We start from the raw sequence: 12,683 nt of genomic DNA, 5'->3' as shown, positions 1-12,683 counted from the left end.
ACAGCTTATGCCCTGAGAGCTTTTTTTACTTAACTTCCAACTTTTCAAACATCCTCTTAATCCACTAACAGAAAAAGACTTGCAAGATTTAGATTTTGTGGCAGCGAATGCTGATATTGTCGGCTATTCCTTTGTACAAAAGCCAACAGATATAGAGCTTTTGCAACGAGAGTTACAACGCAGGATGCCGAATAATTCTCCTGCGATTGTGGCGAAAATTGAAACATCTCAAGCTGTGCGCAATCTTCCAGAAATAATTGTGCAGGCAGCAGGCAAACAGCCCTTTGGCATTATGATTGCCAAAGGCGATTTAGCAATCGAGATTGGCTATCAACGTTTGGCAGAAATTCAAGAAGAAATTCTCTGGCTGTGCAAAGCTGCTCATATACCTGTGATTTGGGCTACACAGGTTTTAGAAAATTTGGTGGAGACAGGAATTCCCTCGCGCGCTGAAATCGCTGATGCTGCAATGGCGGAGCGGGCGGAATGTGTCATGTTAAATAAGGGACCATTTATCGCCGAGGCTGTCACGATTCTGGATGATGTCTTAACCAGAATGCAGGCGCATCAACAGAAAAAGACTCCTCAGTTGCAAGCGTTAAACTCCTAGTAATTTCTCCTGATGTTTCTATTTTTGTGGTATTGATTAAATGCTTATTAGTGCTGATACTAAAATTCCCTTTCCACGCTCCCTAGTTTATGCTACCTATCGAGACAAACTTGTTGAGTTAGTTCCCTATATGCCAAACGTGCGCTACATCAAAGTTAAGTCGCGTCGTGAAGCAGATGGCAAGGTTGATAGTGTGAACGAATGGCACGGTGGTAGTGAAATTCCTGCGGCAGCAAGAGCTGTACTCAGTGAAGATATGCTTTCTTGGACAGAATACAATACCTGGAATGAAGCTGACTTTAAACTAATATGGCGGATTGAAACTCACGCTTTTACAGAAGCAGTCCAGTGTTCTGGCACAAATCGCTTTTTGGAAGACGGCAATAATACAATAATTGAAAGCCGTGGCGAACTAGTAATTGACCCCAAAAAAATTAAGGGAGTACCATTTTTCCTCACAGGTACTATTGCCCATGTAGTCGAAGATTTCTTGGGAAAAAATATCGAACCCAACCTACTAGCAATGAGTGTAGGAGTGCGTCAGTATCTAGAGCAAAACCCTAGAGATTGAAAGGCAGCAGATCATCATTTGATGATTCGTCATCTTTGGTTGATTAACTGGGAGCATCCCACTTTGGAAGAAACATCTGGCGAATGGAATTCGCGGCTACACAAACCAAGTCCGCCTGCGCGGACTGATATTGAGCCTGCCTCCGCAGGCTTTGTTTTTGTAGCCCCAGACTTCTAGTCTGAGGGCAATTTGCCAAAATGGCATACTTCCTATTAACTTGCGATCGCATCTGACTTTTTACGCTGAGGACGCTTGCGTTCTGATTTTTTCTTCAATCCCACCGCTTGGGCTTGATCGCTATCCGATCCATATTGTCCGCGTATGACTTCTTTCATCGCTAAGACAGCATTGTGAAATTCCCACTCTGCTAATCGCGCCGCATCCGCCGCCGCACGGTATAAAGTTAGCTTTTCAGTTTCCGCTTGTTTCTGCGCCAACATCGCCTGATAAGCTTGCTGTAACTTGGCAACAGAAGCATCAGCACGGGTTGTATCGTAGGTGCTGATAGTTTGCAAACCGTGCCATGCACTTATATCTTGACTAATGGCTTGAAGAGGTAAACGGCGTGTTTTATCTTGGGCTGGCATAGAAGCCTCAGTGGTAAATTACATATTTAATGTACCCATAATTACAAAAAACTTATCAGTAAAATAAAAATCTATCGTAGGGGCATAGCACTGCTGTGCCCTCAGTATGTATTGCATCTACACAAAAATCGCATTGTCACCCGATGCAATGGCATTGTTACTCGATGCGATCGCATTGTCACCCGATGCAATGGCATTGTTTCCTGATGCAATGGCATTGTCACCCGATACAATCGCATTGTTACTCGATACAATGGCATTGTCACCCGATACAATCGCATTGTTACCCGATGCAATGGCATTGTCAGACGTAACAATACACTGTAGGGAACATCAATAATATATCTATCTGTCCATAGTAAAAATCTTTCGGTGCCGTGCCCATACCATTTAATGGTTGTAGGTCGGTTGATGCCTACTTTCGAGCGCTTGCAGCTTAAAGGGTAAAAAAGATATGTTTGAGATATGCTCTGTAGCTAGCAATCAATATTAAAGCGATACAGAAAATAATTTATGATTCAAGCCAAACGATCGCTAGTAACATTTGATGATTTTATCGCTTGGTATCCAGAAAATTCGCCACGACGCTATGAACTGCATGACGGAGTAATTGTTGAAATGCCACCACCAACTGGCGATCATGAAGAGGTTATCGGTTTTTTAGCGCTAGAGATATCTGCTGAAATTAGGCGGCTAAAACTTCCTTATTTCATCCCCAAGACAGCGTTTGTCAAACCACTGGAGGGTGAATCAGCTTATTCACCAGATGTGCTGATATTAAATCAACCTAATTTAGTGAATGAGCCTTTGTGGAAAAAAGAATCAACTGTAAGCTTTGCAGAATCAATTCCCTTAGTAGTTGAAGTGGTGAGTACCAACTGGAGAGATGATTATCTAAAAAAAGCGGCTGACTATGAGTCAATAGGCATCCCCGAATACTGGATTATAGATTACGCCGCTTTAGGCGGTAGGCGGTTTATCGGAAATCCTAAACAACCCACGATCTCGGTTTACTCATTAGTTGAGGGAGAATACCAAGTCCGGCAGTTCCGAAACAGCGATAACCTCATCTCACAAGCTTTCCCGGAATTACATTTGAATGCCGAACAAATTTTTCAAAGCTTTCCGCATTAAATTATGGCTTTTTGTCAATGTGCAACTAATAAACTATATTTCGGCTGCACTTCTAAGGTGAGAATACATGCAATTAACCACGCTAAACCTATAGCATAGCCAGCTAACACATCAGTAGGCCAGTGTACGCCCAGGTAAAGCCGACTGAAACCTATTGCCAGAATTAAGACAACGCTCAAGGCTGAAATCTGTTTGCGCCATTGAGGAAATTGCTTCACCAAAATATAACTGATGAAACCATAAATCACTATTGACACCATTGCATGACCGCTAGGAAAACTGTGGTGACCTACATGAATAATACGCTCCCACAGTGCTGGACGCGCCCTACCAAAAAGCACTTTCAACGCATAATTTAAGGCTATGGCGCTGGCTGTGGCTAAACCTAACCTAGTGGCTTGAGGACGACGATAATAAAGCAGATAAAATTCTACTCCCAAACAAATCAACACCAAAGCCAGTGGATCGCCTAGAGAAGTAATACCCAGCATGATGCGATCTAGAAGTGGCGTGTGCAGGTTTTGAATTGCTAACAAAATACTTCTGTCCAGACTGTATTTATGAAGTAGTCCGGCTCCTAAGACAAAAGTACAAATAGCCCCCGATGCCAGAATTAATTGATTATTTACTTGATTTGATTGCTTCTGAGCGGGCGTTTTAGGTATTTTGGCTTTTTCTATGGCAGTGCTGATATGAGCTGTCTCTAACGCTAATGTTCTGACTTCTTTTGCGTAATCTAAGACAATATCTTGAAGAAGTAAAGCGATCGCACTGGGGCTAAAATTAGGGTGGAAAATCACCAGCACATTTCCTGTCCAAGTATTAGCACTTACTTGTGCGATTCCTTCCGCTTTTGACAATCTCAATCCCAAGTATCTTTTCAGAGCTTCTGAACCATAAAGTCCATTCACCTTATATCTAGCTCTGCCTTTAACAGCGCTATGTATGGTTTTGACTGAAAGGTTTTCCTTGGGAAGTTTATCAAAATTTAAAGTGCCCATTTTTCAACTTGCGATCGCGTTAAATAAAGTCCAAAAATTTTCGATAGTTCTCATGAGTGCGTGAATTACGCAAATGAGCAAGCAATATCTGCTTTTGCTTACTAAAATCAACTTTACGCCTGATCTCGATGCCGCGATCAGTTATGGTAAAGCTAGGCGATGTTTGTCTACAGCGATAGCTGGCGGTGCTAATGGCTGGCCTAATTTCTTTTTGCTAGTTTGCGATCGCCACTGCTTGTTGGGCAAGATAAACATGATGGTAGATTTTAGCCCTTTGATTAAAGCTTTGGCGCTACTTAGTACTCGCTCCCAAGTATCTGTTTTCACCTCTCGATGCTGAATAGCTGTACGTGCTCTGTTAATGTTACGTGTACTATCAATCAGGTTGAGCAAAGCATCAAAGATGGCTCTGGCAATTGTTTTTGCTGTGACTGGGGCGGGTATTGCTATATTTGGGGCAGTTTGAATCAGATTAACTAGATGCGATCGCATTTGGTCACCCGAAATTACTCCTGGTTGATAATGAATCACAATTGATGCAGCTGAAGAGTTGATCCGAACATTTGTAGTTCTAGCATCGGATTCTATCAATCGCTGGAGTTTATTGGCATACTCAGAATCTTTGGCTAGCCGAGGAATACGAAAACGAATCCTGCCCGGAATTGCATGGACAACAGTATAAGATATGTTTGGCAGTGGCGCTGTTTTATTAGCTACGCTCTTAGTTGGCTTTTGACGTTGTGGCCGATGTCCTTCGATAACAGCGTTTTTATCAAAATTAGTGATGTTTCTAGAAGCCATACTCTCATATTTTGGTTGCAAAATAGGAAATAATAAAGCCCATCTTCAGCATTTAAAGGATATTTGTTTCTAATCTAGCTTCCACTGTTATAAATATTTATTAATTATCTTTAAGATTACTTTTTATATTGCATCGTGAAAAGTTTTTTTGCAAGTCTAGTTAACTCAATCAAGAATGCTGAATAATAGCAGCCTCAAATGATTCATGAACATCTTCCCTTTTGCTCTTGGCGACTTGGCGGCTTGGCGGTTCGATACACATGAATCTCAACTGTAAGCATTATTACAAATAATTTTGATATAAATCTAGAGTCAAGTAGTAGATTTTCTAACTTCTAAAAATCATTCTCAAGGTTAAGGAATGATACTCATAATTGTTATAGCTTAGATTTGATATAGCACTCCTATGTAAGAATTCAGCACCCAGGAGTCAGAAGTCAGAATTTAGAGGTAATCTAGGAAATTAGTAAATTGATTCATCAAATGTTTCTCCTCATTCTTTAACCCTTCTGGCTCCTGAATTCTGACGGATGTATTCTTATACTCCTATTTGATTTGTGAACTTACTAATAGGGGTAAAAGACAGGCAACAGAAAATAACTTAGGAAGAAGAGTAGATTATTTTTGAAAAAATCAAACCAGATTCTTATATAAAATTCATATTTAATTTCTGAGATGTACACAGATGGGCATTGCCCACCCGACAATTTAGCTTCAATAGTAAGTAATTTTTTCAATAGTTAAGCTGGATTCCTAGAGAATTCATAGCTAATCAATCTCATCTATAAAAAGTATTATTTTTCTACGTTATTCAGCAATACCTGAAAAATTTGCCGCTTTAAGAGCAAAAGTTATGCGTTATCGTCGCCTAGGTTATCGCTACGCAAAAGTTATTTCCAGCATCGGACTCAAACCCTTTAGGAACTTGAAAAATTTGAGCTTGCTGACGTTATCTGAACCACAGTGGCAACCAGCAGCAGATCTATATGAAACACCTACAGCATTAATTGTAAAAGCTGAGTTGGCAGGGATGAAGGAGGAAGATTTTGATATTACTCTTTACCACGATGCTTTGGTAATTGAAGGGATGCGAAGTTGGGAATCTCCAGATAAACCAATGCAGTTTCATGCTGTAGAAATTCATTACGGGCCTTTTCGCTTAGAGATACCGTTGTCAATTGCCATCGACAAAGAGGCAGTTGAGGCTCGCTACGAACTTGGGTTTCTCTACGTAACTTTACCAAAAGCGGAGGAGGAATTGTCATGACGGCTACAAACTTAAACAATACTAGTACGGTAACAATTCCTGATGCCTTGCCTGTGTTGCCTATAGGTGACACGGTAGTTTTTCCTTTGGCGATCGCTCCAATTGCTGTTGGTCAAGAACGTTCTATTAAGCTGGTAGATGATGTCATGCGGGGAAACCGAATAATCGCAATGGTGGCGCAACACAACCGCGAAGTCCGCCCCGCCAGACCAGAGGATTTGTATACAGTTGGAACAGCAACAATTATTCGGCAATTTCAGCGGCGACCTGATGGTACTATCCGCTTGATTGTTCAAGGTTTAGAGCGGGTTCAACTAACGGACTTTTTACAGACTGAGCCGTATTTACTAGCGCGGATCAATCCACTACCCGAACGCCTAGATCCAGGGACAGAAACAGAAGCACTTATGCGCACTTTGCGCGGAGTATTTCAGCAGTTGGTCAGGCTATCACCGCAGCTACCAGATGAATTGGTAACAATCGCAGAAAATCTCACCGATGAACGACAGATGGTATATCTCGCCGCTGCAAATGTCCCTTTAGAGTCGAGCGATCGCCAATCTATTTTAGAGATGGAAGCGATCGCCGACCAGTTGCGGCGGTTAATAGAACTGCTGCAACAGGGATTAGCTGTGCGCGAGTTAGAGTTTGAGATTGTGTCCGAAACTAGGGAGGAGCTATCTAAACGCCAGCGCCAAGTGATATTGCGCGAACAACTGCGAACAATTCAGCGCGAACTAGGCGAAGAAGATCCAGAACAAGCGCAGTTACAAGAATTGCGCCAGCACTTTGAACAAGCGAATTTACCAGCAGAAGCACGAGCCGAAGCAGAACGGGAATTAGGACGCTTAGAACGCCTAAGCGCCGCCTCACCAGAACATGGAATCATTCGCACCTATCTAGATTGGTTGCTGAGTTTGCCGTGGAACAAGACTACAGGCGGGACAATTGATATTCTCTACGCGCAAGAAGTACTCAACGAAGACCATTATGACCTAGAAAGAATTAAAGACCGGATTCTCGAATACTTGGCAGTCAAAAAATTACGGGAAGAACGCCAAGCAGAAATTTCTCTCACAGGTGCAGGAGAAGCAGAACACGCAGCGATCGCCGGGCCAGTACCACAGACAAACGCCGATGAAGCCAGGCGCGAACCGATTCTCTGTTTTGTCGGTCCTCCTGGTGTCGGCAAAACTTCCCTTGGTCAATCGATAGCCAGAGCAATGGGACGCAAGTTTATCCGCATTAGTTTGGGTGGAGTCCACGATGAAGCAGAAATTCGCGGACATCGCCGTACATATATTGGTGCATTACCAGGTCGGATTATTCAAGCATTACGCCGTGCTGATGCTGCGGATGCAGTATTTATGCTTGATGAAGTAGATAAACTTGGTATAGGTTTCCAAGGCGACCCCTCAGCAGCATTGCTGGAAGTATTAGACCCAGCCCAGAATTATACTTTCGTGGATACCTACTTAGGTGTACCCTTCGACCTTTCCCGCATCCTATTCATTTGCACCGCCAACACCACAGATAGCATCCCTGAGGCTCTCCTCGACCGCATGGAAGTGGTGAGTTTGGCAGGATATACAAATGCGGAAAAATTGCACATTTCCCGTCGCTACCTTTTACCTAAGCAAATTCGCGCCCACGGTTTGCGTGCTGATGAAGTCACAATGGATGATGAAGCGCTGGGGCGAATTATTCGGCAATATACCCGCGAAGCAGGTGTTCGTAATTTAGAGCGAGAAATCGCTGCTGTGATTCGCAAAATCGCACGGCGGATTAGCGAAGGTGCAACAACACCAATTTATGTCAATGCCGAACAAATACCTGAATATCTGCGAAGACCGCGATTTATAAATGAAGTAGTTGAACGCATCGACAGGCCGGGGATAGCAACTGGTTTGGCTTGGACGCCTGTTGGTGGGGACGTACTGTTTGTCGAAGCAGCGATGATACCTGGGAATGAAGAAAGATTAGTAATCACGGGAATGCTAGGCGATGTCATGCGCGAGTCTGTACAAGCTGCACTTTCCTATCTGCGGTCAAATGCTGAACAATTGCAAATAGACGACGCTGTATTTCAAGGTAAGACAGTTCACGTTCACGTACCAGCGGGGGCAATTCCCAAGGATGGGCCTTCGGCTGGCGTTACCATGCTCACTGCCTTAGCATCCTTGACCACCGGGCGGGTAGTGCGGAATGATGTCGCGATGACCGGAGAAATCACCCTGCGAGGAAAGGTGTTACCCGTAGGCGGTATCAAAGAGAAAGTACTAGCGGCCTACCAAGCTGGAGTGAAGACGGTAATTTTACCGCGCCGCAATGAAGCTGACTTAGATGATGTGCCTCTGGAAGTGCGGCAACAGTTACGGTTTATACTAGCTGATTCAGCACAGGAAGTACTAAATGAAGCATTGTCACAACAACCAGAAGCTGTATCTGTATAAGAATTATTTTCCAAATTCCACTTGGGAAAGGTAATACAAAGAAAGTCTTCGCAAAAAAGCTTGTGTTTCTGGTTACAAATTAACTTAACTTAAAGCCCTTTCGTTTGACGGAAGTTAAATATAAAAGTGGCTATTACGCTACTACTTATAGGACTCCTATTTTATTTTTGAAAAAAGTAACCTACTCTTAAACTCCTTTTTTCGTTTCTTTCCCTGTTCCCTATTCCCTCGCTCTATTTGATTAATGCTTAAATTTCTAAAACAAATTAGTGATTACACTAAAGAAACCTTTCAGTCCGCTCGCTATATTGGGCAAGGTTTATCTGTAACATTTGACCACATGCGCCGCCGCCCAATTACAGTTCAATATCCTTACGAAAAGCTGATTCCCTCAGAACGTTTTCGCGGACGAATTCATTTTGAATTTGATAAATGTATTGCCTGTGAAGTTTGTGTGCGTGTGTGTCCAATTAATCTACCCGTTGTCGATTGGCAATACAATAAAGAAACGAAAAAGAAACAATTAAATCATTACAGCATAGACTTTGGTGTTTGCATTTTTTGTGGAAATTGTGTTGAATTCTGTCCGACAAACTGTCTGTCATTTACAGAAGACTATGAACTTAGTGTTTATGACCGCCATCAGTTAAACATGGATAACGTGGCGATGGGAAGACTTCCGTACAAAGTTACTCTCGACCCTATGGTAACTCCCTTACGAGAATTGGTCTATTTACCCAAAGGCGTGATGAATCCCCACGATATTCCTCCTGATGCGCATCGGGCTGGTCTACTTCCTTCAGAGATTTTGGAAGCAGAAAAAAACAATAATAACGACTAATTGTTTGCGAGATTTTAGGAGTTACGCAAGTAATAGATTTTTTTTCGCACAAGTATCCAAAGCAAAACTTTTGGATCTCAAGTTCCTATCAAGAGCTAAAATTTCAAAAACTTTAGCTCTTGATATTATCTATTTTCTGCTTAAGAAAGAAGTCGATTCTCTAAATTGGCATACTATATTTATAACTAAGTCTGATTATCCGAACACTCATCACCAATAAAATTGGCAATGCGATCGCCTATATGAAGATTTCTCTGTTTTAAATTACTCTCTAACAAAGCCCATTCACAAAAATTGACATACAAAGCCAGAGCATAAATAGGTTGATAACGTCCAATGAAACCTTCTTCTATAAGATAACGGGCTTTATCTTGAATAAATTTTAAATCATAATGTTGTGGCTGATTCATAAGCCATTTTCCCTGAGAATATTAAAAATAAAATTTCCAATTAATCTCAACAATTTATTTAAAAGATAAGGAAAGGGCTTCCTTTAGGGAAACCCCAAGGAGCTATACAGCCATTCGCTAGAGACAGGAGAAACCTGTTGCGGAATCAGGAAAATTTGAGTTGAGAAAGCGGATTTATCTTGATTGTTTAAAGAAAGATTTTAACCATTTGATTGCTCCAGTTGTCTAATAGTTTGAAGTGCTGGAGGAATCGGCGTTCCCATTGCTTGCGCCAAAGCTTCTGGCGGTTTTTCACGTGCGGGCGATCGCAGATATTTCCCCGTAAACATTGGCTCTACCGACTTCATCTGATGAGTAGTACTATAGTAGCGATGTGTTTGCAAAATCTTGTTGCGTTCTTGAATCGATTCATTTGATATTTTTTTACGCAGCTTGATGATAGCATCCATAATCGCTTCTGGACGGGGCGGGCAACCAGGTACGTAAACATCAATTGGCAAGATTTTATCGGCCCCGCGCACAGCAGTTGGAGAATCAGCACTGAACATTCCACCAGTAATCATGCACGCTCCCATTGCAATAACATATTTTGGTTCAGGCATTTGAGCGTAAAGCCGCATCGTTGGTTGCGACATTTTCATATTGAGCGTACCCGCCAAAATAATTAAGTCAGCTTGACGCGGACTAGCACGAGGAATCAAACCAAATCGGTCAAAATCAAACCGCGAACCAATCAAGGCTGCAAATTCAATAAAACAGCAAGCTGTACCGTATAAAAGTGGGTATAAACTGGAAAGTTTTGCCCAGTTATAGAGGTCATCTAATGTCGTTAAGATTACATTTTCTGATAGCTGATTCGTTACCCCATAACTGAAAGGAGCAATTAATCTTTCTTTACTAAATGAATCACTTGAATCAATATCATTAGAGTTCATAAGTTGAGCCAAACTTTTAGAAAAAAAGGCTAATAGATCAGAAAAATTTAATTATATATATTTAATTAAATTTTCACTAGCTTCTTCTGATGCAAGCTGAACATGGCAAGTTTTTAACTTTATTGTTTTAAGATAAAAGCTGATATTTTTACTTTTTTCTGCCAAAAGCATGAGAAGTTTATTAAATTTATTTGTTTGATTTAATACAAATATTTTTTATAAGATAAATGTTGATGTTTTCCCTTGCTCTTTAATAAGGATGTGTTGATATTAGTAGTACGGTGGGCATCGCCACCTTACAAAATGTTATTGACGCAAAATTTTACATTAGAGCTTCTAGTAGCGTAAACACTAATTATAATTACGGTTTGCCCTACTGCAAGTATGAGTACATCTAGTTATATTAGGGAAGTGTCAAGTAAATAAATTTAATTGACATAATGAACCTTGAAAAATCAGCAAGGCAAAGGCAACTAGCCATAATATTAGGTCTAGTTTAGAACTTTCTTGATGAAGGAAGTTAACCGCACTAAAGAAGTACAGTTCATATCCCACACCTTCTAAAGGATATCGCTATACTAGAGAAGTGTAGAGGACTAACCTTTTGCTTAATGCGGATACAAGCAAGCGTAAAATAAACTTTTTAACGCCAAGTAAAAGTAGTGTAACCATCCTCAAAAAGTACGGTTAATACTCCAAAAACCTAAAGATTTTCTTGTTATATTAGAAGAGTGAAAACAAAGCAAGCTGACACGCAGAACCAAGACAAAGCAATAGTTTGAAAGCCAATTCAAGCAATAACACCTCGTTATACAAGATTTATATTTGGGAGCAAATTAAGATATAAGCCCCCCACACTATAACGAAAGAACTATTAGATTTTGGAGTGTAGAGACGCAACTGCTCGCGTCTCTGCAACCAGAATCAAACAAACTCAAAACATTATACTGAAAACGAAAACCAATCTGATTTTAGATTGAGTGCGAAATCGGCGATCGCAAATCTAAAATTGGATTATTCCTAGGTGGCTTGAGGTTGGCGCTCTTGGCTTTCAAACTTTCACTTGGTTCAAGTCAGCAGTGTGGTAGAACCACCCATCAACAAGTTCGGTTCTGCCTACTGTTGAGGGGCGAATTAGCTAGTACATTAGTATTATTGAAATTGAACTCTGTACATCAAACTTCTTCAGCACCTTATCTAGTTTTGCTAGAGAGAATGCTGGAGTTAAAATCCAGACAGAACCTTGAAAATTACATAGCAACTTGTCAGGTAGAAACTGTCATTAGTCAACCGTCAACAGTCATTTGTCAGTAGCGAAGTAGTGCATACAAATGACTCTTGACAAATGACTAATAACAAATTCACAGACACCAATTGTTGATTGTGGTCAAGCTAATAAGGGCTAACGGTGGATACCTAGGCACACAGAGGCGAAGAAGGACGTGATTACCGACGAAATGCTCCGGGGAGTTGGAAGTAAACATTAAGCCGGAGATGTCCGAATGGGGCAACCCCAAGAACAGCCTGTTGAATATATAGACAGGTATGAGCCAACCCAGCGAACTGAAACATCTTAGTAGCTGGAGGAAAAGAAAGAAATTCGATTCCCCTAGTAGCGGCGAGCGAAGCGGGAACAGCCTAAACCAGTTGTCAATACAACTGGGGTTGTGGGACAGCGACATGGAATCTATTAACTAGACAAAGCAGTTAAAAGCTGCACCAGAGAAAGTGAAAGTCTTGTAGTCGAAAGTGAAACGATACTAGCTGCATCCCAAGTAGCACGGCTCACGTGGAATCCCGTGTGAATCAGCGAGAACCATCTCGTAAGGCTAAATACTACTGTGTGACCGATAGTGAACAAGTACCGCGAGGGAAAGGTGAAAAGAACCCCAATAGGGGAGTGAAATAGAACATGAAACCGTAAGCTTACAAGCAGTGGAAGGACGATTTAACGTCTGACCGCGTGCCTGTTGAAGAATGAGCCGGCGAGTTATAGGCACTGGCAGATTAAGACGATAATGTCGAAGTCACAGCGAAAGCGAGTCTGAAATAGGCGCAAATATTTTATTGAAG

The 12,683-nt window shown here is 41.5% G+C and carries 12 protein-coding genes, 1 rRNA gene and 1 pseudogene (1 of these 14 only partly in view); 8 read left to right on the top strand and 6 right to left on the bottom strand.

The genetic code is table 11. The annotated features are described in order from the left end of the window. Positions 1 to 64 precede the first annotated feature (64 nt). The 3 genes and pseudogenes from BV372_RS34175 to BV372_RS36985 all read left to right on the top strand — a co-directional run. Positions 65 to 610 (top strand): annotated as a pseudogene (locus BV372_RS34175) (pyruvate kinase); the annotation flags it as partial. 40 nt (positions 611 to 650) lie between these two features. Further along, on the top strand, positions 651 to 1,181 hold the full coding sequence (locus tag BV372_RS34170; protein WP_086691871.1) for a hypothetical protein: 531 nt from the start codon (positions 651 to 653) through the stop codon (positions 1,179 to 1,181). Between the two features lie 21 nt (positions 1,182 to 1,202). Continuing rightward, the gene (locus BV372_RS36985) at positions 1,203 to 1,358 is read left to right on the top strand and encodes a hypothetical protein (RefSeq protein WP_179198332.1); all 156 of its coding nucleotides are present in this window, start codon (positions 1,203 to 1,205) and stop codon (positions 1,356 to 1,358) included. A gap of 35 nt (positions 1,359 to 1,393) precedes the next feature. Here BV372_RS36985 and BV372_RS34165 read toward each other — a convergent pair whose 3' ends face one another. Together BV372_RS34165 and BV372_RS38525 are read right to left on the bottom strand one after the other, a co-directional pair. Continuing rightward, the gene (locus BV372_RS34165; RefSeq protein WP_086691868.1) at positions 1,394 to 1,768 is read right to left on the bottom strand and encodes a hypothetical protein; all 375 of its coding nucleotides are present in this window, start codon (positions 1,766 to 1,768) and stop codon (positions 1,394 to 1,396) included. A 117-nt stretch (positions 1,769 to 1,885) separates the two neighbouring features. Beyond that, entirely contained in the window at positions 1,886 to 2,065 is a 180-nt protein-coding gene (locus BV372_RS38525) for a hypothetical protein (RefSeq protein WP_373270823.1), read from the bottom strand. A 216-nt stretch (positions 2,066 to 2,281) separates the two neighbouring features. Between BV372_RS38525 and BV372_RS34155 the strand changes: the two genes are divergently transcribed. After that, entirely contained in the window at positions 2,282 to 2,902 is a 621-nt protein-coding gene (locus BV372_RS34155) for a Uma2 family endonuclease (RefSeq protein WP_086691865.1), read from the top strand. A 14-nt stretch (positions 2,903 to 2,916) separates the two neighbouring features. Here the strand turns inward: BV372_RS34155 and BV372_RS34150 are convergent, their stop codons facing one another. Continuing rightward, positions 2,917 to 3,903, bottom strand: coding sequence for a phosphatase PAP2 family protein (locus tag BV372_RS34150; RefSeq protein ID WP_086691862.1), 987 nt, complete (start codon positions 3,901 to 3,903; stop codon positions 2,917 to 2,919). Between the two features lie 141 nt (positions 3,904 to 4,044). Beyond that, a complete protein-coding gene (locus tag BV372_RS34145; RefSeq protein WP_086691859.1) occupies positions 4,045 to 4,704 on the bottom strand; it encodes an HMA2 domain-containing protein in 660 nt (219 codons plus the stop codon). Between the two features lie 853 nt (positions 4,705 to 5,557). Here BV372_RS34145 and BV372_RS34140 point away from each other — a divergent pair. The 3 genes from BV372_RS34140 (at position 5,558) to ndhI (ending at position 9,265) form a co-directional block, all read left to right on the top strand. Beyond that, on the top strand, positions 5,558 to 5,971 hold the full coding sequence (locus BV372_RS34140) for an Hsp20/alpha crystallin family protein (protein WP_086691856.1): 414 nt from the start codon (positions 5,558 to 5,560) through the stop codon (positions 5,969 to 5,971). After that, entirely contained in the window at positions 5,968 to 8,424 is a 2,457-nt protein-coding gene (gene lon / locus BV372_RS34135; protein WP_086691853.1) for an endopeptidase La, read from the top strand. The genes BV372_RS34140 and lon overlap by 4 nt, the downstream gene beginning before the upstream one ends. A 244-nt stretch (positions 8,425 to 8,668) precedes the next feature. Next, positions 8,669 to 9,265: an NAD(P)H-quinone oxidoreductase subunit I gene (gene ndhI / locus BV372_RS34130; RefSeq protein ID WP_086691850.1), complete on the top strand. Its 597-nt coding sequence runs from the start codon at positions 8,669 to 8,671 to the stop codon at positions 9,263 to 9,265. 185 nt (positions 9,266 to 9,450) lie between these two features. Here the strand turns inward: ndhI and BV372_RS34125 are convergent, their stop codons facing one another. Both BV372_RS34125 and nuoB read right to left on the bottom strand, forming a co-directional pair. After that, positions 9,451 to 9,675: a DUF4327 family protein gene (locus BV372_RS34125; protein ID WP_086691847.1), complete on the bottom strand. Its 225-nt coding sequence runs from the start codon at positions 9,673 to 9,675 to the stop codon at positions 9,451 to 9,453. A 200-nt stretch (positions 9,676 to 9,875) separates the two neighbouring features. After that, positions 9,876 to 10,610 carry an NADH-quinone oxidoreductase subunit NuoB gene (gene nuoB, locus BV372_RS34120; protein ID WP_086691845.1) on the bottom strand — a complete coding sequence of 245 codons (735 nt, stop codon included), beginning with the start codon at positions 10,608 to 10,610 and terminating at the stop codon, positions 9,876 to 9,878. Between the two features lie 1,385 nt (positions 10,611 to 11,995). On the opposite strand from nuoB, the gene BV372_RS34115 reads away from it, so the two are divergent. Continuing rightward, a 23S ribosomal RNA gene (locus BV372_RS34115) occupies positions 11,996 to 12,683 on the top strand (its annotated part continues 1,196 nt past the right edge of the window); the annotation flags it as partial.

This window comes from Nostoc sp. T09 (assembly GCF_002154695.1).
In the GTDB taxonomy this organism is placed as follows: domain Bacteria; phylum Cyanobacteriota; class Cyanobacteriia; order Cyanobacteriales; family Nostocaceae; genus Aulosira.
Note: the sequence above shows the minus strand (reverse complement) of the source record. Positions and strands in the feature narration are given on the sequence as shown.

Excerpts from the sequence above, each read along its gene's own strand:
- BV372_RS34125 (WP_086691847.1), bottom strand. The coding sequence starts at position 9,675 with ATGAATCAGCCACAACATTATGATTTAAAATTTATTCAAGATAAAGCC.
- BV372_RS36985 (WP_179198332.1), top strand. The coding sequence starts at position 1,203 with ATGATTCGTCATCTTTGGTTGATTAACTGGGAGCATCCCACTTTGGAA.
- ndhI (WP_086691850.1), top strand. The coding sequence starts at position 8,669 with ATGCTTAAATTTCTAAAACAAATTAGTGATTACACTAAAGAAACCTTT.
- BV372_RS34165 (WP_086691868.1), bottom strand. The coding sequence starts at position 1,768 with ATGCCAGCCCAAGATAAAACACGCCGTTTACCTCTTCAAGCCATTAGT.
- BV372_RS34170 (WP_086691871.1), top strand. The coding sequence starts at position 651 with ATGCTTATTAGTGCTGATACTAAAATTCCCTTTCCACGCTCCCTAGTT.
- BV372_RS34150 (WP_086691862.1), bottom strand. The coding sequence starts at position 3,903 with ATGGGCACTTTAAATTTTGATAAACTTCCCAAGGAAAACCTTTCAGTC.
- nuoB (WP_086691845.1), bottom strand. The coding sequence starts at position 10,610 with ATGAACTCTAATGATATTGATTCAAGTGATTCATTTAGTAAAGAAAGA.
- BV372_RS34145 (WP_086691859.1), bottom strand. The coding sequence starts at position 4,704 with ATGGCTTCTAGAAACATCACTAATTTTGATAAAAACGCTGTTATCGAA.
- BV372_RS34140 (WP_086691856.1), top strand. The coding sequence starts at position 5,558 with ATGCGTTATCGTCGCCTAGGTTATCGCTACGCAAAAGTTATTTCCAGC.
- BV372_RS34155 (WP_086691865.1), top strand. The coding sequence starts at position 2,282 with ATGATTCAAGCCAAACGATCGCTAGTAACATTTGATGATTTTATCGCT.
- lon (WP_086691853.1), top strand. The coding sequence starts at position 5,968 with ATGACGGCTACAAACTTAAACAATACTAGTACGGTAACAATTCCTGAT.